The following is a 22535-nucleotide window of genomic DNA, read 5'->3' as shown; positions in this document are numbered from 1 at the left end:
GACATGTTTGACGAGTTGGAGCACCAGTGGCAGGACCGCGCACTGTGCGCGCAGACCGATCCTGAGGCATTTTTCCCTGAAAAGGGCGGATCGACACGTGAGGCGAAGCGAATCTGCCACGGCTGCGAAGTCCAGGCCGAGTGTCTTGAGTACGCATTGGGCAACGACGAACGGTTCGGTATCTGGGGCGGGCTCTCCGAGCGGGAGCGTCGTCGCATCAAGCGCGGAATCGTCTGACAGGTTTCCCAACACACTGCCGCCGGAGTGACCACATCGCTCCGGCGGCAGTGTGTTTTCCGGGGTCTTCCTCCGGGTCGGCCGTCACGGTGTCACGCCCTAGTCCGGGCCGTTGTCGATGGTGTCCTCGTCGACACCGAGATGGGTCGCGACCTGCTGCACGAGAACCTCATGGATGAGTTCGAGCAGGTCGGACCCCCGTTTGGCCCGCATCTCCAGCGGGCGTCGAAAGAGGATGATCTGCGCGCGCGTGGGCCGTCCGTGCACGTCGATCCCGGCGGGTATCAGGCGCGCGAGCGGGACGGCGCCGTCGGCCGTCACCTCGTCGGGCCACTGTACCGAGTCCGGATCCATCGGCAGCATCCGCGGGATCTCGTCGACGGCGATGTCCAGATCGGCGATGCGGTCGTGCCAGTGCTGATCGATGTCGGCGAAGGCTTCGAGTGCGTTGCGGTCGAAGTCATCTGACCTGCTCATATGAGCAGGCACCGTCTGCGGCAGCAGAGGGGCGCGCAGACCGCGGCCACGCCGGTCCCGTCCCGCGCGGGAGGTGCCCCGGCGGTTGAGGGTGCCGGCTGGTTCGTTCCGGCGTCGGGGATCGGTGCGCATGGCGAAAGTGTAGTGCCACGGCGTGTCCGGACGTGCATCGCGCGCCGACTCCGGTGCGGCGCGCGCCGCCGGCAGGCGACCGGTGGTCCGCGGATCGAACCGCTGCCACGCTTGTCACCAATTGCGGTGACAAGCGTCCGGTGATTCAGTGTGCGTGTTGGTGCGTGTCTGAGGTATCGGTAAGCGCTCCGGCACGATAATCTCGTGGGGTGAAACTTCCACGACAGTGCTGCAGGCCCGGTTGCTCGCGGCCTGCCGTGGCGACTTTGACGTTCGTCTACGCCGAGTCGACGGCGGTGGTGGGACCGCTGGCGACCACGGATGAGCCGCATTCCTGGGACCTGTGTGAAGACCACGCCCTGCGGATCACCGTGCCCCGCGGATGGGAGATGCTGCGCAGCGAACGAGGGTTCTCGGCCCCGGTCGCCGAGGACTACGAGCTGACCGCACTGGCCGAGGCGGTGCGGGAGGTCGGCGGCAGATCGCGGATGGCCACCGAGAGCATGGCCGGGTTCGACGGCCTCGACGAGACCCGGGTGGGTCGGCATCGCCGGGCCGGGTTCTCGCCGCGGTTGCCGGGGGAGACCATCTACGACCGTCCCATGCGCGGCGACGGCGGTGGCGGTCAGCCGTTGTCACCGGTGAAGCCGCGGCCCGGCAGGCGTGGGCACCTGCGGGTACTGCCCGATCCCGTCGACTGATTGCCGATCTGCGATCGGGGTGACCCGTTCGATACAGATCACCGCGGACGGGGTGCGCGGGTTTTCGCCACGGGACATTAGGGTGTAATCATGCGCACCGGGATTCCGGATCTGGATGATGTCGAGGGATTGGTGGCACTTGACGTCGATGGGCTGTTGCAGTCGGTCGCGCGTGCGGGTGCTCAGGTTCGCGCGGTCGCCGAGGCCGTGCGCGAGGGCGGCCTCCGGCCGCTGGCCGATCTGCGTCCACGCAGCGTCGTAGTTGTCTTCGGTTCCAGCCGTACCGCCGCCTGCGCTGCCGAACTCGCTGTCGCGGTGCTTGCCGCGCACACCGATGTGCCGCTGGTGTGTGGTCCGGCGTTGCCCGGATGGGTGGGTCCGCTCGATGTGGTGGTGATCGTCGGGGATGACGCCGGTGATATGGCGCTCGCCGATGCCGCGGCCCGGGCCGCCCGCCGCCGTGCCGAGGTCGTGATCGGTGCACCGATGGAGGGTCCGCTGCGCGATGCGGTGGGCGGCACCGGCATCGATCTGTCCCCCCGGGTCCACGTCGACCGCCGATTCGGTTTCGCCGGCTTCGTGGCGGTCATCGTGTCGGTGGTGATGGGTCTGTCGTCGGTCCGGTTCTCCGGTGCGGGTCCCGACCTCGACGCTCTCGCCGATGCGCTCGACGCGGAGGCGGCCACCAACCATGTTGCCCGTGAGTTGTTCCGCAACCAGGCCAAACTGCTTGCGTCACGAATGTCGGGCACCACCATGGTGCTCTGCGGCGACACACCCGCCTCGGTCACCGTCGCCGCACACGCGGCCCGGACGGTGCTGGCCGTCGCCGGCGATGCGTGCGGAGCGGCCGACGTCGCCGACGCGGTGGCGCTGGTCCGCGATCACGGTTCGGGCGACGCGCCCGTGGACTCACTGTTCCACGATCCGTTCATCGACGGTCCGGCACCGCGGGCCACCACCATTCTGGTACTGGGCGTGCCGCGCCACGAATGGCGTCTGCGCCGCCTGCTGGGCGCACTCGGAGACGCGGTGTTGGTCGTCGGATCCACGCCCGCCGACGCCGCCCCCGCTGCTTTTCCGGTCGCCGGGTCTCTGGTCGGGCAGGAAGATCGGCCGATCTATCCCGATTCACCGAGTGATGCGGGCGGCGATCTTCCCGCCGATCTGGAGGCGTTGTTGTTGGCGTTGCTGCGTGTGGACATGGCCGCGGTGTATCTGCGGCTGATCAGGGGAAGCTGAATGGAACTACTGGAAGGGGTGGTCCGCCCGTATGCGTGGGGGTCGCGGACAGCCATCGCATCGTTGCAGGGCCGGCCAACCCCCTCGGCACATCCGGAGGCCGAACTGTGGTTTGGAGCGCACCCGGCCGCACCCGCGCAGTGTGTGAGAGATACCGCCGTCGAACAGAATTCGTCCGACAGTAACCTGCTGTCGGTGATCCGGGAGGATCCGGCGCATGAGCTGGGTGCGGCCGTGCTCGGCAGATTCGGTGAGCGGCTGCCGTTCCTGCTCAAGATCCTCGCCGCCGAGGAGCCGCTGTCGCTGCAGGCACACCCGACCCTGGCGCAGGCCGACGAGGGTTTTGCCCGGGAGAACGCACTGGGGCTCGCGCTGGACGCGCCCGAGCGCAACTACCGCGATCCATGGCACAAACCCGAACTCGTCGTCGCGGTGACGCAGTTCGACGCACTGGCGGGTTTCCGTCCGCCCACCCGGACCGTCGAGCTGTTCCGCGAGTTGCAGGTGCCCGCACTCGACCCGTACCTGGGGTTGCTGGCCGGACAAGCAGATCGAGACGGCCTGCGCGCGTTGTTCACCACCTGGTTGACCTTGCCGGACAAGGCGATCACCACATTGGTGACGGCGGTTCTCGAAGGCGCTGTCGCCGTGCTCGAGTCGGGTGCTGACACATTCACCGACGAACTGCGGACGCTTCTCGAACTGGGTGAGATGTATCCCGGTGATCCGGGCGTGCTCGCCTCGCTGCTGCTCAACCGGGTGCGCCTGAATCCTGGTGAGAGTCTCTATCTGCCGGCGGGGAGCCTGCACGCCTACCTGCACGGAACCGCGGTCGAGATCATGGCGAACTCCGACAACGTGCTGCGGGGAGGCCTGACGCCCAAGCATATCGACGTACCCGAACTGCTCCGCGTGCTCGACTTCACCCCGACGTCGGACGACGAGTTGTTGCCCACGGTCCGGACGCTGGGCGCCGAACGCATCTACCTGACCCCGGCCGCCGAATTCCGCCTGTCCCGGATCGAATTGGACGGGACCGGATTGCTTTTGTCGCAATCGATCTCGTTCGACATGCCGGGTCCGCAGATGCTCGCCGTGCTGGGTGGAACGATCGAGGTCCGTGCGGCCACCGGCGATACGGTGTCCGTTGCCGCCGGATCGGCGCTGTGGCTTGCCGACGGAGATCCGGATGTCGTCGTGCGCGCGTCGTCGTCGCGGGCCACATTCGTGCGGGTACTCGTTCCGGTCAGTCAGGTTGCGGCACCGGGACAGGTGCCGGCGGTACCGGGATCGGCCGGCGCGGGACCGGACGCGCCGGAGTAGGGCGGGATATCGCCGGGCGGCCGGCGATGATCGTCCATTCATAGTCCACTGCCACAACCGATAGTGTTGTGGTGCCGGTGTGTGTGTCGACGCTGAAGGAACGTTGATCGTGGCGGTCCTGCCTGATGAACACGGTCGAGGAGGGTGTATCGCCGGGCCTGGCCGAATCGTCGTCCTGTCCCCGTATGTGAAAGATCGTGACGCCCGGCGAGTCCTCGGGCGGTGTGCGCCCGTCGTAGACGTGTACCGGTGACCACAACCCGGTGGGCTCGGTCGGGACGGCGCTGAGCCGGTCCGGCGAATCCACAGTGGCGATCATCGGTTGCCACCGGGTCTGATCGTCGGTATGCAGAACGATCCGCGCACCGGTGGCGATGGCCCGCAGTACGATCTGCGCGGCCAACGGCCACTGCGCGTCGATGATCACCCGCGACACTCCGGGTCCGGCGAGCGGCAGGGCCACCGGTCTGCCCTCGCGGTCCGCACCCAGGAGCTGTCCTGAACCGCTGCACGGCAGGGCTGTTCGCCGCACCAGCTGGGTGGCCGCCGAACCCCGCACCGGCGCCACGTGGTGCCACACGGTGTGCGAGTCCGGGTGGAGGAGACCGGCGAACGAGGCCACGGCCTGGTGGCCGCACAATGCGTGGGTCTCGGGCGCCGGGTCCGGTTCGGTGGGCGGGAGCCCCTCACCCGCGGTGGTGACCATACGGGTCAGCGCGCGCACGTAGGGTGCCTCGGCCGTACCGGTGAGGTTGATGACGGTGGTCGTGGCGACAACGTCGGAGGGGAGTTCGCCGCCGACCGCGGGGTGGGTCGCCGAATCGATGGCGGCATAGCGTTCGGCGGCGCCGCCCCGGTCGACCGGGATCGTCCGGCACCGCAGGCCGTCGGAGTTGAGATGGTCCCAGTGTTCGCGGCCACAGGACTGGTCCCGGCCGCAGGTCAGTTCGTGTAGCACGCCGGGAATGTCCGCGGCGGCAAGCACATCGGCCGTCAGGCCCTGTTCGTTGATGCGCGCGGCCACCCGCCTGGTGGCCACCGCGACGGTACGCAGCGTGCCGTCGGCCCCGCCTCCACGCCGCGCGATCGCCTCGGTGCAGCTTCTCGGATCGAGGCGCACGACCACGTACGTGCTGGTGCGCGGGATGGACCTCATGGGTCCCAAAGTTTCTGCGTATGAGCGTGATACCGGGTCCGGAGCATTCTCGTGCGGGGTATGGACGAGCACATCGATCGAATGCAGGACGATGTCGAACTGGGCCAGGCACTCGGCCAGCGGAGCAAGCGCGAGCTGTGGCTCGGTGCCCGGGCCGCTGTCACGTCCGGTGCGGGTGAGGTGACGGATCGCCGGTGAGGTGGGCCGGACCCGGATCACGGTGACCAGCATGCCCGCCGACACCGACACACCGATGTCCTGCCGGGACCGTGCGGCCCGGATCGGTGCGGGGACCAATGCGTCCGTCAGTGGGCCACCGGCCGCGGGGACGTCGAGCACGTCCACCCCGAACGGTGCCGGGTCACCGGATGGCCGGCCGGCCGGTGCCGTGCCGGTCTGTGTACTTCTGGATCGTGACATATTGATACGAAACATGATTCGTGTCCAGAATGAGCGGACCGCCCGGATTCGGGTGCAACACCACCAACTCCCGATCAGTGCCGTCGCGACGGTGCCCACCACGGCGGCCGACGTTCCGGAATAGCGGTTCCATACCCCGAGTACTGCCGCCGCGGCGATCTGGACCGTGAGCAGATAGCCGATCCCGCTCTGGGAATCGGATTGCGGCAGTGTCCGGTTCGATGTCACGCTACCCCCCTTGGCGCGGAAGCGGCCGATGCGCGCAGACTCTGCTGTGCATGAGGCTCTCGCCCGGCCGCCGTCGTTTCGATACGCTACTACGGCATCAACCCGCCGCGAAAGGGCCGTACGCCGGCCCTGTGGATTGCCGATCCGCCGATGCGTGGCATGGGGGAGATCGCATGGCTGACTGTGTGGGGAGGACACATTGGCAAGGCAACTGACTACGCGTGCGCAGGTCAACGGATACAGATTCATGATCCGCAGGCTCGAGCACGCCCTGGTCCGCCGGGACGTGCGGATGATCGACGACCCGATGCGATCGCAGACCAATGCGCTCGCGGTCGGTGCGGTACTGGCCGTGGTGATCCTGGCGGGCTGTGCCATCTGGGGCATGATCCGGCCGCAGGGGGCGATCGGTGATTCGGTGATCGTCGTCGGAAAGAGCAGCGGGGCAACGTATGTTGTGGTGTCGGGGCGCCTGCATCCGGTGCTGAACCTGGCATCGGCCAGGCTGATCACCGGCAGATCCGATTCGCCGCGATCGGTCGCCGACAATAAGCTGGGCAGCTATCCTCGCGGACCGCTGCTGGGGATTCCAGGCGCCCCCTCGGCCCTGCCCGGGGCCGGCGAGGCCGCGCGGGCATGGACGGTGTGCGATGAGGCGGACGGCTCGTCGGGAGCGGCCGGGTCCGTACGGCTCAGCGTGATCGCGGCGCCGCCGGAGGCGGCCGGAGGTGCGGCTCCGGCGGGACGGCGTTCGGCACTGCTGATCTCGTACGCGGACACCACGTATCTCGTCTACCGATCCGAGGGCGAGGGGTCCGCGGTGCGGGCCCGGGTCGATATGAACTCGGCCGAGGTACGGTCGGTCTTGCACCTGGACGGGATCGAGCCACGGCCGGTCAGCGCAGGTTTGCTCGCGCTGTTCCCGGAGGTACCGCCGATCGAGGTTCCCCCGATTCCGGGGAAGGGCCGCAAGGGTGTCATCACCGACCCGGGGGTCGGGGTGGGGTCGGTGGTGCGGTCGGTCGCCGTCAACGACGTGGTCTCGTACTACCTCGTGCTCGCCGATGCGATACAGAAGGTGGGCCCGGTGGCCGCCGAGATCCTGCGGACCGTGGATCTGCGTGGATCGGGCGCGGTGACCACGGTGGCTCCCGCCCGGATCGCCGCGCTGCCCACCACCACAGCGGTGGCCGTCAACGACTTCCCGGCGGCGGTCCCGATCATCGCATCGGCCGAATCCCGGCCGGTCGTATGCCAGTCGTGGTTGCCGGCCGTCGACGGTGGGGCGGCGCGCATGACTCTGCTCCTGGGTTCGGCGCCACCGGTTCCCGCCGGCGGTGTGCCGGTGCCGGTGGCGGGCGCGGACGGCGGCGGCCCGGCCGTCGACAGCGTGTACCTGCGGCCGGGCAGTGGTGAGTCGGTGATCGTCACCGGTATCGAACCCCGCAGTGCGCGAGCACAATCCCGCTACTACATCGGTGACTCGGGAGTGCGATTCGGGCTACCCGATCAGCAGGTGGCGTCGGTGCTCGGGCTGTCGGCGGAGCCTGTGCCGGTGCCCTGGCCCATCATCTCTCTGCTGCCGGTCGGCCCCACCCTGAGCAGGTCCGCCGCGCTCGTGGCGCACGACGGTCTCGGCCAGGGCTGAGGCACGCCCGGCCGGAGACGGCAGGCGGGGCCGACCGTGTGGCCTGCCCGCACACGTGTCTCAGGTCAGCGGACCGCCGATGATGTTGCCGACGATGCCGCGCAGGATGTTGCTGCCGTCCTCCTCGCGGAGTTCGGCGTACCAGGCCGCGGTCTTCTCCGGATCCTTGCCGTGTGTCACGTCGCAGCGTTTGCGGGCACGCAGCACCAGGTCGCCGGCGCGGGCGGTGCGCGCCGACTCGTACGCGGCCAGTGCCGCGTCGATGTCGCCGGGATGGTCGGAGAAGGCGGACTGCAGGCTGACGGCGTCCTCCATCGCCGAGCAACCGCCTTGGCCGATATCGGGTGTGGTGTTGTGGGCGGCATCGCCGAGGAGCGCGACACGTCGCTTGACCCACGTGTGGAACGGGTCGAGGTCGAGTATCTCCACGCGGTTGGTGGTTGCCGGGTCGAGCTTGTCGATGAGCTTGCGCACACCCGGAGCCCAGTCACCGAACTCGTCGGCCAGGACCTCCCGGGCAGTTCCCCGCTCGTAGGGAACACCCTGCGGCATAGGCACATCGAAGAAGAAGTAGAAGCGGTTCTCCGATACCGGCATCACCGACACCCGCCGGTTCTCGCCCACATAGGTCGTCCATTCGGTGGCGGCGCCGATCTCCTCGTCGACCTCGACCAGTCCGTTGAAGTTCACGTAGCCGGCATAGCGTCGATCCACCGGTCCGCCCAGTACATATTCGCGGGTGAGGGAGCTGGCACCGTCCGCCCCGATCATGAAATCTCCTGTGGCGGTAGAGCCGTCGCTGAAAGTGACCGTGACTCCCGCCTCGGTCTCAGTCAGTGACACCATCTTCCGGCCGAAGGCGATGTCGTCGAATCCGTAGGCGTTCATCAGCATCAACTGCAGTTCGGCGCGCGCCATGGGGTACGGCCGCTGGCCGACCTCGTCGATCAGTGGTTGCATACTGAACCGGCACATCGTCTCGCCGGTGCGTGCCTCGAGGTAGCTCATCGTGTCGACGATGCCGCCGAGCGCTGCCGCCTCGGATTCCAGGCCAAGGTGATTGAGGCATTTGACGCCGTTGGACCATACCGAGATGGCCGCTCCGACTGGCTTGTTCTCGGTGACCCGTTCGTAGACCTCGACCTCGATCCCGATCTGCTTCAAGGCGATCGCCGCGCTGAGTCCGCCCATTCCTGCGCCGACAACGATTGCTTTCATCGTGTCCTCGTCTCCCTGTTGATGTCCGGGCATGTCGCGGTTCAGGGTAAGTCCGCAGCACCGGCCGCGCATCGCGAGCGGCTGCCGAAGGCGCCCGGCGGGACCGGGGGCGGGTTCAGAGCGCGGCCCGCGCACCCGAGACCAGGAGCCGGACCATCGCCTCCCATTGATCGAAGATCGTCTCGGTATCCAGGCCGACAACGTTGCGCATATGGGCGACCGCGGAGGCGTTGAGCGGCGTCTGGATGGCGACGGTGAGCACCTCGACCCTCGGTCCGAGGCCGAGTAGCCCGAGCAGGAATCCGACGTGGGTGGTCGACGCTGCCCACACGGGGTGGCTCAGGAAGGAGCCGCCGGCGCTGTCGGCCTCCAGGAGCACGTCCAGATGGGTGACCGTCATCTCCAGCCGGGCGCGACCGTAGGCGATGAGCCGCTCCAACGGCGGTGCGCCGGGGCCCAGTGGCGGCGGGCCGGACAGGAATCCCTGCTGGAGTTCTGCCTCGGAATGGTCGAGCAGGGCGATCATCAGGCCGGTGCGGCTGCCGAAACGCCGGAACACCGTTCCCTTCCCGACACCGGCCTCGTGGGCGACGGCCTCCATCGTCAGCGACGAGACCGGCTGTGTCGCCATCAATCGGTGCGCGGCGGCCAACAGCAGTCTGCGGTTGCGTGCGGCATCGGCGCGCTCGGGTTCAGCGGCGAACAGTCCGGCGGAGTGCGGCGAGAGCGGGAGTGCGTGTGTGTGAACCGGGACGACGCGGCTGCGGGTGGTGCGGTCGGCGTCGTCCGGCCCGGGACTGTCCGGCACGGGACCGTCCGGTCCCGTGCTGTCGGCTGCCACGTCGTCGGACACGCCACCGAGCCTATCCCTTGCACCCGTCCGGAATATATCGGACCCCGGTCCGGTTAGTCGTGGACAGTAGATAGTCATGGTCACGTGGATCACGATGCTTCAGGAAGGGGCATATTCATGTCGCAGGATTCGATCGAGAACGATCAGGTACGGCCGGCCAAGGTCGTGGCGCTCGTCGGCAGTCTTCGCCAGGCGTCGGTCAACCGGCAGCTCGCGCAGGTCGCCGCGGACAACGCGCCCGACGGTGTTCGGGTGAGCGTGATCGACACGCTCGGCGCACTGCCCTTCTACAACGAGGACACCGATCCGTCGGTGAATCCCGCCGCGGGCGAGGTCGACGCTCAGGTCGCGGGGTTGCGGACCGTCGTCGCCGACGCCGACGCGGTGCTGATCGTCACCCCCGAGCACAACGGCAGCATCCCCGCAGCGCTCAAGAACGCGATCGACTGGCTGTCGCGGCCGTACGGAACCGGTGCCATCAAGGGCAAGCCGGTCGGTGTGATCGGCGCGGCGCTCGGCCAGTACGCCGGCACCTGGTCGCGCACCGAGACCCGTAAGTCCGTCGGCATCGCCGGCGGGCAGGTCGTGGAAGAGGTCGAGGTCGGCATCAACTCGTCCAAGCTCGGCGAGCAGGGCGTGTCCGCTCCCGAGGTCGTCGAGCAGGTCGTCGGCGCCGTCACCCGGCTCACCGGCGAGGTCGCCGCTGCCGTGTAGTGCCCGGTTCACACCACCGGCCGTGTCCGGTCGTCCGCAGGGGCGTCCCGGGCGCGGCCGGCGGTGGTGTGAGGGGGTTGGCCGGGCGTTCGCGCGACACTCCCGATGACCAGGGAGTCTAGGATCGCGGACCGCTTCTACCTGCGACTTTCACGTATGTAATTCCCAAGGTCTAGTGGCGTGGGCAAACGCTACCCACTAGGTGTAGTGTTTGTGGAACCGGCGGGGCGGACTGACGAGCGATCGGTGAATCGCGGATCACATGCACGAGGTTTGAAGTCGCGTACGAGACTGTTGGGTCGCGTAGGTCACGAACTTCGCGCTGGGGAGGCTTCCCGAAGGGGCGCCTCGCAGCACCGTTCGAGACAGCAGCAGCAGTCAGATCACGAGGGAGATTCGATGGCTATCACCGTCTACACCAAGCCGGCCTGCGTGCAGTGCAACGCAACGTACAAGGCCCTCGACAAGGCGGGTCTGTCGTACGAGGTCGTCGACATCAGCAAGGACGACGCCGCCCGCGATTACGTCATGGCGCTCGGTTACCTTCAGGCCCCGGTCGTCGTGTCCGGTGACGAGCACTGGTCGGGATTCCGTCCCGATCGCATCAAGGCACTGGCCACCAACGCAGCCTGACCGCGCCGTCGGGCACAGCAATATCAGAGGACGGTCCGGGTCCGGCGCACGTGCCGGGTCATCGGGTACGGATCGGCAGGATGTAGTGAATCGGCGGTCGTACGACCGATCGACGGGAATGCGATGGGGAAGTCGAATTCTCTCGTATCCGATTCACCGGATCTGACGACCCACGCTCGCCGACCGCACCGTCGTTTCGCCGGTGCGGTCACCCGGCGCGTCCGCCGTCCGGCACGTTCGCCCTGTCGGTCGGCAGTTCACCCGTCAGATGGAAGGTGCGGCGATGCCCAGCCACGAGCTGCCACTCCACCACGAGCTGCCACTCATCGTGTACTTCTCGTCGGTGTCGGAGAACACCCACCGCTTCGTCACCAGGCTCTGCGCGCGTGCGATCCGTATCCCGGTCAACGATCGGCACGGCACCGTGACCGTCGACGAGCCGTACGTCCTGATCAGCCCCACCTACGGTGGTGGCAAGGTCTCGTCCGCGACGGGCGGCGGGTATGTGCCCAAGCAGGTCATCAGATTCCTCAACGACGCGCACAACAGATCTCTGATCAGGGGCGTGATCGCTGCGGGAAACACCAACTTCGGCGAGGAATTCTGCCTCGCCGGTGACGTGATATCGCGTAAGTGCGGTGTACCGTACCTGTACCGGTTCGAACTGATGGGCACCACCGACGACATCGAGCGGGTGCGTTCCGGACTGGCGGAGTTCGCCACCGGAATGAGTGCGTACCACGCGCCCGCCTGACCAGTCCGATCCAGGTCTACCGCCGATATACCTGCACGCCAGCCCCTTTCATTTGTGTCACTGTCACATCCACCCTGATTCCGCCCCAGACGTATCCGTCGTGTCACCAGGAGCATCCCGTGTCGCCAACCGCATCAGTCACCGACAACATCGCGTCGGCAAGCCAGTCCGGTGTGCACGCCGGTCCGTCCGGACATGAACCGGGCGACCTCGACTATCACGCGCTCAACGCGATGCTCAACCTGTACGACAGGGACGGCCGGATCCAGTTCGACCGGGATCGCGAGGCCGCCCGGCAGTACTTCCTGCAGCACGTCAACCAGAACACGGTGTTCTTCCACGACCTGGACGAGAAGCTCGACTACCTGGTGGAGGAGAACTACTACGAGCCCGAGGTGCTGGACAAGTACGACAGGGAGTTCGTCAAGGGCCTGTTCAAGCAGGCCTACGCGAAGAAGTTCCGCTTCCCGACGTTCCTCGGCGCATTCAAGTACTACACCAGCTATACCCTCAAGACGTTCGATGGCAAGCGCTATCTGGAGCGGTTCGAAGACCGGGTCTGCATGGTGGCGCTGACGCTCGCCGAGGGTGACACCGCTCTCGCCCGCAACCTCGTCGACGAGATCATCGAGGGCCGATTCCAGCCGGCCACTCCCACTTTCCTGAATTCCGGCAAAAAACAGCGCGGCGAGCCGGTAAGCTGTTTTCTGCTTCGCATCGAAGATAATATGGAATCCATTGGTCGGTCCATCAATTCGGCGTTGCAGCTGTCCAAGCGTGGCGGTGGTGTGGCCTTGCTGCTGAGCAATGTGCGCGAGCACGGCGCGCCGATCAAGAAGATCGAGAACCAGTCCTCGGGTGTCATCCCGATCATGAAACTGCTGGAGGACTCGTTCTCCTACGCCAACCAGCTCGGTGCGCGGCAAGGTGCGGGTGCGGTGTATCTGCACGCCCACCATCCCGACATCTACCGCTTCCTCGACACCAAGCGGGAGAACGCCGACGAGAAGATCCGTATCAAGACGTTGTCACTGGGTGTGGTGATCCCCGACATCACCTTCGAGCTGGCCAAGGCCAACGACGACATGTACCTGTTCAGCCCGTACGACGTCGAACGCGTCTACGGGGTGCCGTTCGCCGATGTGAATGTCACCGACAAGTACCACGAGATGGTGGGCGACAAGCGGATCCGCAAAACCAAGATCAAGGCGCGCGAGTTCTTCCAAACACTCGCCGAGTTGCAGTTCGAGTCGGGTTACCCGTACATCATGTTCGAAGACACGGTGAACCGGGCCAATCCGATCGACGGCAAGATCACCCACTCCAACCTGTGCTCAGAGATCCTGCAGGTGTCCACACCGTCGACGTACAACGACGATCTCTCGTACGCCGAGGTCGGCAAGGACATCTCGTGCAACCTGGGTTCGCTCAACATCGCCAAGACGATGGATTCACCCGACATCGGGCAGACCATCGAGACCGCGATCCGGGGTCTGACCGCGGTCAGCGATCAGACCGCGATCACCTCGGTACCGTCGATCGAGAAGGGTAACAACGAGTCCCACGCCATCGGTCTCGGGCAGATGAACCTGCACGGCTACCTGGCGCGCGAGCGGATCTTCTACGGCAGCGACGAGGGCGTCGATTTCACCAACATCTACTTCTATACGGTGCTCTATCACGCGCTGCGGTCGTCGAACAAGATCGCCCGCGAACGTGGCCGGGCGTTCGGTGGTTTCGAGAAGTCGACCTACGCTTCGGGCGAGTTCTTCGCCAAGTACATCGACCGGGCATGGGAGCCGAAGACCCAGAAGGTGCGGGATATCTTCGGGCAGGCCGGGATTCATATCCCCAACCAAGACGACTGGCGCGAGCTGCAGGCCGCGGTACAGCGTGACGGCATCTACAACCAGAACCTGCAGGCGGTGCCGCCGACCGGTTCGATCAGCTACATCAATCATTCGACGAGTTCTATCCACCCGGTCGCGGCGAAGATCGAGATCCGCAAAGAGGGCAAGATCGGCCGCGTGTACTATCCGGCGCCGTACATGACCAATGACAACCTGGACTACTATCAGGATGCGTACGAGATCGGGTACGAGAAGATCATCGACACCTACGCCGCGGCCACCCAGCACGTCGATCAGGGGTTGAGCCTGACCCTGTTCTTCAAGGACACCGCCACCACCCGCGACGTCAACAAGGCGCAGATCTATGCGTGGCGCAAAGGCATCAAGACGCTCTACTATATCCGGCTGCGCCAGCTCGCCATCGAGGGTACGGAGGTGGAGGGTTGCGTCAGCTGCATGTTGTGATGGCACAACGGAATTCATCCATCACGCCCGTTAATTCCAGGAGAGTCCGATGACCACCACCGAGAGCCACAGCCCCGCCGACGGCGCACCCATCAAACTGGTGAGCCGGGTATCGGCGATCAACTGGAACCGTGTTCCCGACGAGAAGGACGCCGAGGTCTGGGACCGGCTGACCGGCAACTTCTGGCTGCCCGAGAAGGTTCCGGTGTCCAACGATATTCCGTCGTGGAACACGCTCACCGAGTACGAGAAGCAGCTGACGATGCGGGTGTTCACCGGCCTGACTCTGCTCGACACCATTCAGGGCACCGTCGGCGCGGTGTCGCTGATCCCCGACGCGGTCACCCCGCACGAGGAGGCGGTGCTCACCAACATCGCGTTCATGGAGTCGGTGCACGCCAAGAGCTATAGCTCGATCTTCTCCACGCTGTGCTCCACCAAGGACATCGATGAGGCGTTCCGCTGGTCGGAGGAGAACGAGCACCTGCAGCGCAAGGCCCGCATCGTCATGGACTACTACCGTGGCGACGACCCGCTCAAGCGCAAGGTAGCCTCGACGCTACTCGAGTCGTTTCTGTTCTACTCGGGCTTCTACCTGCCGATGTACTGGTCGAGCCGGGCCAAGCTCACCAACACCGCCGACGTCATCCGGCTCATCATCCGTGACGAGGCCGTGCACGGCTACTACATCGGCTACAAGTACCAGCGCGGCCTGGAAACCCAGACCGCCGAGCGTCGTCAGGAACTCAAGGACTACACCTTCGAGTTGCTGTTCGAGTTGTACGACAACGAATCGGACTACACCGAGGCGCTGTACGACGAGGTGGGTCTCACTGAGGACGTCAAGAAGTTCTTGCGCTACAACGCCAACAAGGCGCTGATGAACCTCGGCTACGAGGCGATGTTCCCCAAGGATGAGACCGACGTGAACCCGGCGATCCTGGCGGCACTGTCGCCCAACGCCGACGAGAATCACGATTTCTTCTCCGGCTCGGGCAGTTCCTATGTCATCGGCAAGGCCGTCAACACCGAGGACGAGGACTGGGACTTCTAAGCGCGAACTCGGTCTCCTCGGCCGTTCAAGCCGGGGCGAGCGCCGTCTATCGTTCGAGCTGATCGGTAACGTTCGGTGCGTCGCGGACGAAGGTCGTTTTCCACGACAGCAAGCGATCGTTGTGAAGCCTGGGCGGTTTCGGAACTTGTCAAGCGGGACACGCCGGAGGCTATGGACGCACACTCGGATTTGTCCGCACAGATCCTGAACAACCCAGTCGTCCGCGACAATGTGGAGTCGGAGTTGATTCCGGCGATCTATCGTCGATTGCGTGCCGAGTAAGCCTCGTAGCCACTGTTGCCTGCCACGGCTGTGCCCTATGCGTCGGAGCACGTCCCGGAGCTGCTACGCGAGGGTTGTGTGTACGAAACACTCGGAGTATCGTGTACGTAAATAGTCGGGGGTGACTGTGACGCGTGTGCTGGTGCAGGTGCACGAGTCGGCACTGGAGCATGGGCTGAGTGTCGACGAGGTGGTTCGAAATGTGGATCGAGGGTGTGGATGAGGTGGTGATCGACGATGACGAGCCACCGCGATACCTGCGGCTTGCATTTGACGATGCCGGCCGACCCTGGGAGATTGCCGCATTGCGCTTCGGGAACGGTGCACGGGATCTTGTTATCCACGCGATGCCTGCGCGAAGGTCGGTTGTGGCGAAGGTTCAGAGGAGGCGTCGATGAGTGACCGGGTGGCAAAGCCGGTGAACGGTTCTTTCGGGAGTATCAACGGGGTGGAGATCACCGAGGAGGTGCTAGCGCGGCTGGTCAAGAACGCCGAGAGCGGGTTTCCGGGTGCGACCTTTCGGGAACCCGGACGGCCGTCGCGAACCGACGAGCCGACCCGCGCTGTCACGGTCAGGCTGAGCGAGTCCGAACTCGCCGCGGTGATGGCGCGCGCCGATCGAGAGCATTTGACACGTTCCGAGGCGATACGCGAGGCACTCGAGCTATGGGCACACGCATCAGCCTGAGCGGTGACCTTCCCGCGTCACCAACTGCGTCCCGCGTATCGGATTCTGCGACATCCGATACGCGGGACGCAGTTCGCTACGCGGGAGCGGGGCTCATGAATCGGTGTCGTCGGAGCGGTGGTTGAGGTAGATGATCCGCTGCTCGTGCTCCTCCAGGAGACGCAGGCCGGCACGGATGACATCGCTGGCCGATCCGTAGCGTCCGGACTCGACGAGATCGTGCACAAACGCGTTGAAGTGATCACCCAGGATGATCGAGGTGTTCCGGGCCACAGTGCCCTCCCTTCGGATGATGTATTATTAAGTAATACTCGCCTGGTCGTGATGGTACCGCGTCGGCTGAATGGGTTACGGGAGGCATGCGGGGCGAGGCCCATACCGCTTATCGTGCGGGGGATCACGTGAGGCGGTCACACGGAAGGGGTGGCGCGTGACGGTTGTGTTCGGAGTTGTTTTCGCGATCGGTCTGCTTGCATTGCTCGCCGCGCTCTTTGCCGGCGAGATCGGCGAGGTGGGCGAGATCGGCGACGACGGCGGTCTGCCGTTCCTGAGTCTGACGACGCTGGCCACGGCCTTGTTCGGGTTCGGTGCGGGTGGCCTCGGTGCCGACCTCACCGGCCTGCCCACGCCGGCGGCCATCGGTATCGGTGCGGGTACCGCCGCCGTGCTCGTCGGGATATTCCGGGGCCTGCTGCTCCCGTACATGCTTCGGCAACAATCGAATTCGCACTTCGGACGGGCGTCGTACCTGGGTATGACGGGCCGGGTCGAGCTCCCGATCGCCCCCGACGGATGGGGCGAGATCACCATCGTCGATCCGGACGGTGCGCGCGTGCGGCTCAAGGCCAGAAGCGAGGAAACGGCCACGCTCAAGGCCGGTGAGCAGGTGTACATCTGCGACATCGATGCCGAATATGTTCGAGTGGTGTCGATTCCGGCGCTGGACTGACCGAAGTTTCGGCGTCACAACAAGACCTGACAACACAACACAGAGGGAAACGGGGTGCACATGGTTACGATCATTGCAGTGATCGCCGTCGTGGCGATCGTGGTGTTCATTCTCATTCCGGTGATCTACGTCCGGAACTACATCAAGGTCCCACCCAATGAGGTCGCGGTGTTCACCGGTCGTGGGGCGCCCAAGGTGGTCCGGGGTGGCGCGCGTTTCCGGATACCGGGCATCGAGCGGGTGGACGTGATGTCGCTCGAACCCTTCAACGTGAATATCAATCTGCAGAATGCTCTGTCCAACAACGGTGTTCCCGTCAATGTCGAGGCCGTCGGCCTGGTGCGTATCGGTTCGGCCGATGAGGCCGTGCAGACCGCCGTGCAACGGTTCCTCACCTCCGACAGCAATGAACTACAGCGCCAGATCAACGAGATCCTGGCCGGCAGCCTCCGCGGCATCACCGCGACGATGACCGTCGAGGACCTCAACTCCAACCGGGACACCCTCGCCCGCAGCGTGGTGGAGGAAGCCGGCGGCGACCTCGCACGCATCGGCATGGAGGTCGACGTCCTCAAGATCGCCGGCATCTCCGACCGCAACGGTTACCTCGAATCGCTCGGCCAGCGCCGTATCGCCGAGGTCAAGCGTGATGCGGCCGTCGGTACCGCCGAAGCCGAACGCGACTCGCAGATCTTCTCCGCGAAAGCACGCCAGGAGGGTTCGACCGCGCAGGCCGAGGCCGACACCGCGATCGCCACCGCCAACCAGCGCCGTGACGTCGAACTGGCCAGGTTGCGCGCGCAGACGGAGGCGGAGAACGCCGAGGCCGATCAGGCCGGTCCGCTCGCGCAGGCCCGCGCCGAGAAGGCAGTCGGCATCGCCAGGGAAGAGGCGGAGGCGGCCCGTGTCGAAGCCCGCACCGAGGTGGAACGTAAACGTACCCTGCAGTCGCAGGCCTCGCTGGAAGCGGACGTGATCGCCCCGGCCGAGGCCGAACGGCAGGCATCGGTGGCGCGCGCCGAAGGTGAACGTCAGGCCGCCATCCTGCATGCGCAGGCCGAGGCCGAGGCTGCCCGGCAGTCGGGTGCGGCCAGCGCCGACGCCCGCAAGCTCGCCGCCGACGCCCAGCGATCGGAAGCGCAGGCCCAGGCCGACGGTCTGCTCGCCAACCGTGCCGCCGAGGCCGACGCCCGCAAGCTCGCCGCCGAGGCGTTGCGCGCCGAACAGCAGGCCGAGGCCGACGGTCTGAAGGCGAAGCTGGAGGCCGAGGCCACCGGTAAACGCCAGATCGCCGACTCGCTCAACGCGTTCAGCGAGCAGGCCGTGCGGATGGAGATCCTGCCCGCGGTGCTGCAGGCGCTGGTCGAGGCCACCGGAAAGTCGGCCGAGCAGCTCGGCAACATCGACAAGATCTCGATTATCGGTGGATCCGCGGAGGCCAAGTCCTCGCTCGGCGGACTGCTCGGGATCTCCCCGCAGACCATCGCCGGGGTCATCTCCACACTCGAGGACTCCGGTATCGACGTCACCGGCCTGGTCAACGGCCGGGGCGCGGCGAAAGCCGAGCCGGTGGCGCCGAAGGGAATCGTCACCGCCGACGACGCCGAGGCGACCCAGCTCGATGCTTGAGGTACCAGGCGCAGCTGGGCGGTGAGCTCCGAGACCCGATGAGGTAGCCGTGTCCGCAACCACCTTCACCGGTGGTTGCGGACATTCTCGTGTTGTGGGGTTCGCGGGCCCGGCGACGTGCCTCGCGCACCTGCGCCGGGTGAGTGAACGACTCAGCCGGCCGGCGGATCGACGACGAGGACGTCGTAGAGTTCGGCGAGCTGGTCGACGGCCTCGCCGACGTCGCCGGCCGCAATGCCGCAGGCGCGCAGCGCAGCGTGCAGGGCCTTGATATCAAGGTCCATGATCGGATTCATCCGCGGCGGATCCGGCAGTGGGGGCAGCGTCGGCGCAGCCGGCAACGACAGGGTGGAGTCGGCGGACGCGGCGTCCGGTGTCGTGGTGCCTGACTGGGATTCGACCGCCGAGAGCAGTTCGGGCAGGTCGGTGCCCATCAGGGTGAGCAGCGTGGTGGCGTGCCTGTCGATCTCGGCCGCCACCTCGTAGGTGACGGCGAGAACGTGAATACAGCGGACCGTGTCGTCGGGACAACTGCACTCGGAGGCGATGTCCGCGGATTCGGTGGGCAGGACAAGTTGGCCGAGCACCTCGGGCTGGGTGCCGCGGGTCAACGACAGCAGGTCCTCGACGGAGTTCTGTGAGCGCAACAGCGTTGCGACGGTGGGGGCGTGGACGGTGCGCATCGTGACCCGCACCTGGAACGGCTCGAGCTGGCTGCCGTCGACAAGAGCGGTCACCAGGCCGTTCCCGATGGTCAGCTGCCGGACGTTTCGGTCTCGAAAGTAGCTGCGGGCCTTGTTGATGCGGCGAGAATCGACGGGGCCCACGTCGCGTCCCTCCACCACATCACACAGGGCGCGCGACCACGGAGTCGCCGCGTAACCGCGGGTCGGCGTGCGTCCGCCGCCGCGCGGGCTCATTCGCCCACCGCCTCGTCGCGCAGCGCGAACAACTCGTACAGCTCGTCGTTGCCGAAGTCGCCGAGCCAACTCTCACCCGTGGCGACGGTCAACGCCGACAACTCGCGTTTGCTGTGGATCATGTCGTCGATCCGCTCCTCCACGGTGCCCACGCACACGAAGCGGCGAACATGCACGTCACGGCGCTGCCCGATGCGGTACGCGCGGTCGGTGGCCTGGTCCTCGACGGCCGGATTCCACCACCGGTCCACGTGAATCACGTGGTTGGCGGCGGTCAGGTTCAGACCGGTGCCCCCGGCCTTCAGGGTCGCCACCATGACCGGCGGCGCGTCGTCGCCCGATTGAAAACGGGCCACCATCGCGTCGCGGTCGGTGCGCGGGACCCCACCGTGCAGCAACGGGACCTCGGTGCCGAGCAGTCCGCCGAGCCACCCGGTCAGCAACTCGCCGAACGCCGCGAACTGGGTGAACACCAATGCCCGATCACCCTCGTCGACAAGGGTTGTCACGATGTCGGCCAGCAGTTCCACCTTGCCGGACCGGTGACCGTCGCGGCGGGTGACCGGTGAGCCGTCGGCGAGATAGTGGGCCGGATGGTTGCAGATCTGTTTGAGCCGGGTGAGTGCGGCCAGTACGGTGCGTCGGCGCAACACCCGCTGCTCCCTGTCGCTGAGGGCTTCCATCAGCTCGTCCACGACGGCCCGGTACAGACCGGCCTGCTCGACGGTCAGGTTGGCCCGGACTGTCAGTTCCTTCTTCGCCGGCAGATCGGGAATGATTGCCGGATCGGTCTTCTCGCGGCGCAGGATGAACGGGCGGGTGAGCCGGCCCAGATGCCGCAACGCCGCCCGATCGCGTTCGCGTTCGATCGGTTCGGCGAACCGCGCCCGGAATACCGAACCGGAACCGAGGAGTCCGGGATTCACGAAATCGATGACCGCGCGCAGATCTTCGAGCCGATTCTCCACCGGGGTGCCGGTGAGCGCGATGCGGTGGTCGGCGGGGATGGTACGGATCGCCTTGGCGGCAGCGGTGTTCACATTTTTGATGTGTTGGGCCTCGTCGACGACTATCCGCCGCCACGGACGTCCGGCCAACAGCGCTCGGTCGCGGGTGGCGGTGGCGAAGGTGGTGATGACCACGTCGGCATCGCGATGCTGCGCCGCGAATGCCGCGCCGCCCGCGCGGTGCGGTCCGTGGTGCATGACAACGCCGAGTTCGGGTGCGAAACGGCCGATCTCGCGTTGCCAATTGCCGATCACCGACATCGGGCAGATCACCAACGTGGGCAGCGAGGCGTCGTCGGGCCCACTGCCGCGTCGCTCGTGCGCCAGTACCGCGATCACCTGGACGGTCTTGCCCAGGCCCATGTCGTCGGCCAACACCGCGCCGACCCCGAGACCGGACAGGTGGGTCAGCCATTCGAATCCGCGCTGCTGATAGGGGCGCAGCGTCGCGTCCGACAGCGTTGCCGCCGGAAGTTCGGGCGGACGAAGCGAACCCGCGTCGGCGATGTCGTCGAGCCAGGACATGCCCGAGACCGTCGTGACAGGCACGCCGGTGCGGTCGTCGGCGCCGGTCACCAGATCGAGCAACTCGCCCATGCCGGGCGGTGTGCCCGCCGCGGCGGCGGCGCGCTGGGCGGCGATGAACCCGGCGGCCCGCGTCAGCGCGGCCCCTTCCGCGTGCATCCAGATTCCCCGCACCCGGACCAGAGCGCCCTTTTGCCTGGCCAATTCGTCGATATCGGCATCACTGAGCGTGACCGCGTCGCCGCCGGTGCCGAGCGCCAGCCGCCACTGGAAGTCACGCACCGCGCGCAGCCCGACCATCGCGTTGCGGCGCGGACTGCCCACCACCGGTCGCCCGGTGAGCGAGAGCGTGGGCCGGACATCGGCGACGGTGCGCGGCAGCAGGACCGTGAAACCGGCCCGGCCCAGTGCCGATACCCCGTCGGAAAGGAGTTCGGTCACCGCGTCGGTGGTGAGCAGGTAATCCAGACTCGAGCGGTCCGGCCGGGCCTGCCGCAGCGGCCCGAACGCGGTGACCGCCGCCGCCAGATCGGTGGTCACCCGGTCCAGATCGGTCGGCGCGAGCCGGTGCGGAGCGACCGGCTCGAGGTGTCCCTCGGCATCGCGCAGGCAGACCTGGAACCGCCACAGCACCTCGGTGTCGAGATCGGGTGGGTCCTCGTCCTCGTCGGGCTCGTGCAGCCGGAACACCAGCGAGGTCTCGTCACCGCCGGCGCTCTCCTGCCACGAGAGCCACGCCGCCCGCGCCGCACCGGCCCGGCTCTGTGTCACCGCCTCGTCCGTCGAGCCCGGCAGTAGAGCGTTGACGAATCCGAAGCGGTGTCCCCCCGGCCCGCCGGCGCAGGCCGCGCCCGAGGTGTCGGATCCGATCGATCCCAGACGAGCCCGGCACAGGTGATCGGTGAGCTCGATGACCAGATCGTCGACGGCGGCGCGCGGGTCGGGATTGTTCGCGGCGATCAGTTCGGGGGCCGCGCCCCACAACACCGCCGACCAACTCCGCCACACCGGGGTGGAGATCGGCTGCCAGCGCACCAGTGGTGCGCCCGCCGTCGAGGTCACGGTGGGGGCGACGCATCCGGCGCCGACCACGCGCCGCACCCCGTCGAGCAGGTGGCGGTACCACGCGATCTCCGGTGATGCCGACAGCGATCGTGAGGCGTCCAGAAAGACCACGGTTGCGGTGATGCCGAGGGTGGCGGTGGCGGCGAAGTCCCGGCGGCTGTCCGAGCCGATGACGGCGACCCTCGTGCTGAACCGCCGGCCGGCGAGCAGCGCGGCGATCGGATCAGGGAGGGCGGTGATCGGATCAGGGGTGGTGCCGGGGACATCGGGCCACAATGCCATCCCGGCCCCCGGACGCCAGAGGGCGTGGAGGCCGAGCGGGTGACGCGGTTCGGATGTGGTGGCGATGATCGAACACTTTATCG

General features: G+C 66.6%; 20 protein-coding genes. 13 read left to right on the top strand and 7 right to left on the bottom strand.

Annotation, left to right across the window (positions count from 1 at the left end; all coding sequences use genetic code 11):
* The first annotated feature begins 3 nt into the window (after nucleotides 1–3).
* Nucleotides 4–237, top strand: a complete 234-nt coding sequence (locus GII31_RS15385) for a WhiB family transcriptional regulator (RefSeq protein WP_260840513.1) — start codon at nucleotides 4–6, stop codon at nucleotides 235–237.
* Nucleotides 238–336: 99 nt separating this feature from the next.
* On the opposite strand, the gene GII31_RS15380 is transcribed toward GII31_RS15385, so the two are convergent.
* Nucleotides 337–846: a metallopeptidase family protein gene (locus GII31_RS15380; protein ID WP_213244279.1), complete on the bottom strand. Its 510-nt coding sequence runs from the start codon at nucleotides 844–846 to the stop codon at nucleotides 337–339.
* A 209-nt stretch (nucleotides 847–1055) separates the two neighbouring features.
* Between GII31_RS15380 and GII31_RS15375 the strand changes: the two genes are divergently transcribed.
* The 3 genes from GII31_RS15375 to manA all read left to right on the top strand — a co-directional run bounded on the left by GII31_RS15375 (nucleotide 1056) and on the right by manA (nucleotide 4112).
* A complete protein-coding gene (locus GII31_RS15375; RefSeq protein WP_213244278.1) occupies nucleotides 1056–1547 on the top strand; it encodes a DUF3499 domain-containing protein in 492 nt (163 codons plus the stop codon).
* 90 nt (nucleotides 1548–1637) lie between these two features.
* Entirely contained in the window at nucleotides 1638–2789 is a 1152-nt protein-coding gene (locus GII31_RS15370) for a hypothetical protein (RefSeq protein WP_213244277.1), read from the top strand.
* Nucleotides 2790–4112 (top strand): mannose-6-phosphate isomerase, class I, encoded by a 1323-nt coding sequence (gene manA, locus GII31_RS15365; protein WP_213244276.1) that lies wholly within the window; start codon nucleotides 2790–2792, stop codon nucleotides 4110–4112.
* On the opposite strand, the gene eccE is transcribed toward manA, so the two are convergent.
* Nucleotides 4036–5916 (bottom strand): type VII secretion protein EccE, encoded by a 1881-nt coding sequence (gene eccE, locus GII31_RS15360; protein ID WP_213244275.1) that lies wholly within the window; start codon nucleotides 5914–5916, stop codon nucleotides 4036–4038. The two genes, manA and eccE, sit on opposite strands and share 77 nt — an antisense overlap.
* 247 nt (nucleotides 5917–6163) lie before the next feature.
* Between eccE and eccB the strand changes: the two genes are divergently transcribed.
* Nucleotides 6164–7564 (top strand): type VII secretion protein EccB, encoded by a 1401-nt coding sequence (gene eccB, locus GII31_RS15355; protein ID WP_407649828.1) that lies wholly within the window; start codon nucleotides 6164–6166, stop codon nucleotides 7562–7564.
* 60 nt (nucleotides 7565–7624) lie between these two features.
* Here the strand turns inward: eccB and hpxO are convergent, their stop codons facing one another.
* The gene (gene hpxO / locus GII31_RS15350) at nucleotides 7625–8782 is read right to left on the bottom strand and encodes an FAD-dependent urate hydroxylase HpxO (RefSeq protein ID WP_213244273.1); all 1158 of its coding nucleotides are present in this window, start codon (nucleotides 8780–8782) and stop codon (nucleotides 7625–7627) included.
* Nucleotides 8783–8897: 115 nt separating this feature from the next.
* Nucleotides 8898–9488 carry a TetR/AcrR family transcriptional regulator gene (locus tag GII31_RS15345; protein WP_246222328.1) on the bottom strand — a complete coding sequence of 197 codons (591 nt, stop codon included), beginning with the start codon at nucleotides 9486–9488 and terminating at the stop codon, nucleotides 8898–8900.
* Nucleotides 9489–9752: 264 nt separating this feature from the next.
* Between GII31_RS15345 and GII31_RS15340 the strand changes: the two genes are divergently transcribed.
* The 6 genes from GII31_RS15340 to GII31_RS15315 all read left to right on the top strand — a co-directional run bounded on the left by GII31_RS15340 (nucleotide 9753) and on the right by GII31_RS15315 (nucleotide 16075).
* Complete coding sequence (locus GII31_RS15340) at nucleotides 9753–10349, top strand: NADPH-dependent FMN reductase (protein ID WP_213244272.1); 597 nt, start codon at nucleotides 9753–9755, stop codon at nucleotides 10347–10349.
* A gap of 399 nt (nucleotides 10350–10748) precedes the next feature.
* A complete protein-coding gene (nrdH, locus tag GII31_RS15335; RefSeq protein ID WP_213244271.1) occupies nucleotides 10749–10982 on the top strand; it encodes a glutaredoxin-like protein NrdH in 234 nt (77 codons plus the stop codon).
* A gap of 283 nt (nucleotides 10983–11265) precedes the next feature.
* Nucleotides 11266–11736 (top strand): class Ib ribonucleoside-diphosphate reductase assembly flavoprotein NrdI, encoded by a 471-nt coding sequence (gene nrdI / locus GII31_RS15330; protein WP_213244270.1) that lies wholly within the window; start codon nucleotides 11266–11268, stop codon nucleotides 11734–11736.
* A gap of 119 nt (nucleotides 11737–11855) precedes the next feature.
* Nucleotides 11856–14051: a class 1b ribonucleoside-diphosphate reductase subunit alpha gene (gene nrdE / locus GII31_RS15325; RefSeq protein ID WP_213244269.1), complete on the top strand. Its 2196-nt coding sequence runs from the start codon at nucleotides 11856–11858 to the stop codon at nucleotides 14049–14051.
* A 49-nt stretch (nucleotides 14052–14100) separates the two neighbouring features.
* Nucleotides 14101–15105, top strand: a complete 1005-nt coding sequence (nrdF, locus tag GII31_RS15320; RefSeq protein ID WP_213244268.1) for a class 1b ribonucleoside-diphosphate reductase subunit beta — start codon at nucleotides 14101–14103, stop codon at nucleotides 15103–15105.
* Nucleotides 15106–15781: 676 nt separating this feature from the next.
* On the top strand, nucleotides 15782–16075 hold the full coding sequence (locus GII31_RS15315) for a ribbon-helix-helix domain-containing protein (RefSeq protein ID WP_213244267.1): 294 nt from the start codon (nucleotides 15782–15784) through the stop codon (nucleotides 16073–16075).
* 93 nt (nucleotides 16076–16168) lie between these two features.
* Here the strand turns inward: GII31_RS15315 and GII31_RS15310 are convergent, their stop codons facing one another.
* Complete coding sequence (locus GII31_RS15310) at nucleotides 16169–16348, bottom strand: type II toxin-antitoxin system ParD family antitoxin (RefSeq protein ID WP_213244266.1); 180 nt, start codon at nucleotides 16346–16348, stop codon at nucleotides 16169–16171.
* A 157-nt stretch (nucleotides 16349–16505) separates the two neighbouring features.
* Here GII31_RS15310 and GII31_RS15305 point away from each other — a divergent pair, with 157 nt between their 5' ends.
* Entirely contained in the window at nucleotides 16506–17024 is a 519-nt protein-coding gene (locus GII31_RS15305; RefSeq protein WP_213244265.1) for an NfeD family protein, read from the top strand.
* Nucleotides 17025–17078: 54 nt separating this feature from the next.
* Entirely contained in the window at nucleotides 17079–18653 is a 1575-nt protein-coding gene (locus GII31_RS15300) for a flotillin family protein (protein ID WP_213244264.1), read from the top strand.
* Between the two features lie 152 nt (nucleotides 18654–18805).
* Here the strand turns inward: GII31_RS15300 and GII31_RS15295 are convergent, their stop codons facing one another.
* Together GII31_RS15295 and GII31_RS15290 are read right to left on the bottom strand one after the other, a co-directional pair.
* Nucleotides 18806–19573 (bottom strand): SWIM zinc finger family protein, encoded by a 768-nt coding sequence (locus tag GII31_RS15295; protein ID WP_213244263.1) that lies wholly within the window; start codon nucleotides 19571–19573, stop codon nucleotides 18806–18808.
* Nucleotides 19570–22452, bottom strand: coding sequence for a DEAD/DEAH box helicase (locus GII31_RS15290; protein WP_213244262.1), 2883 nt, complete (start codon nucleotides 22450–22452; stop codon nucleotides 19570–19572). Before GII31_RS15290 ends, GII31_RS15295 begins: the two co-directional genes overlap by 4 nt.
* Between the last annotated feature and the right edge of the window lie 83 nt (nucleotides 22453–22535).

This window comes from Gordonia pseudamarae (assembly GCF_025273675.1).
GTDB classification, from domain to species: domain Bacteria; phylum Actinomycetota; class Actinomycetes; order Mycobacteriales; family Mycobacteriaceae; genus Gordonia; species Gordonia pseudamarae.
Note: the sequence above shows the minus strand (reverse complement) of the source record. Positions and strands in the feature narration are given on the sequence as shown.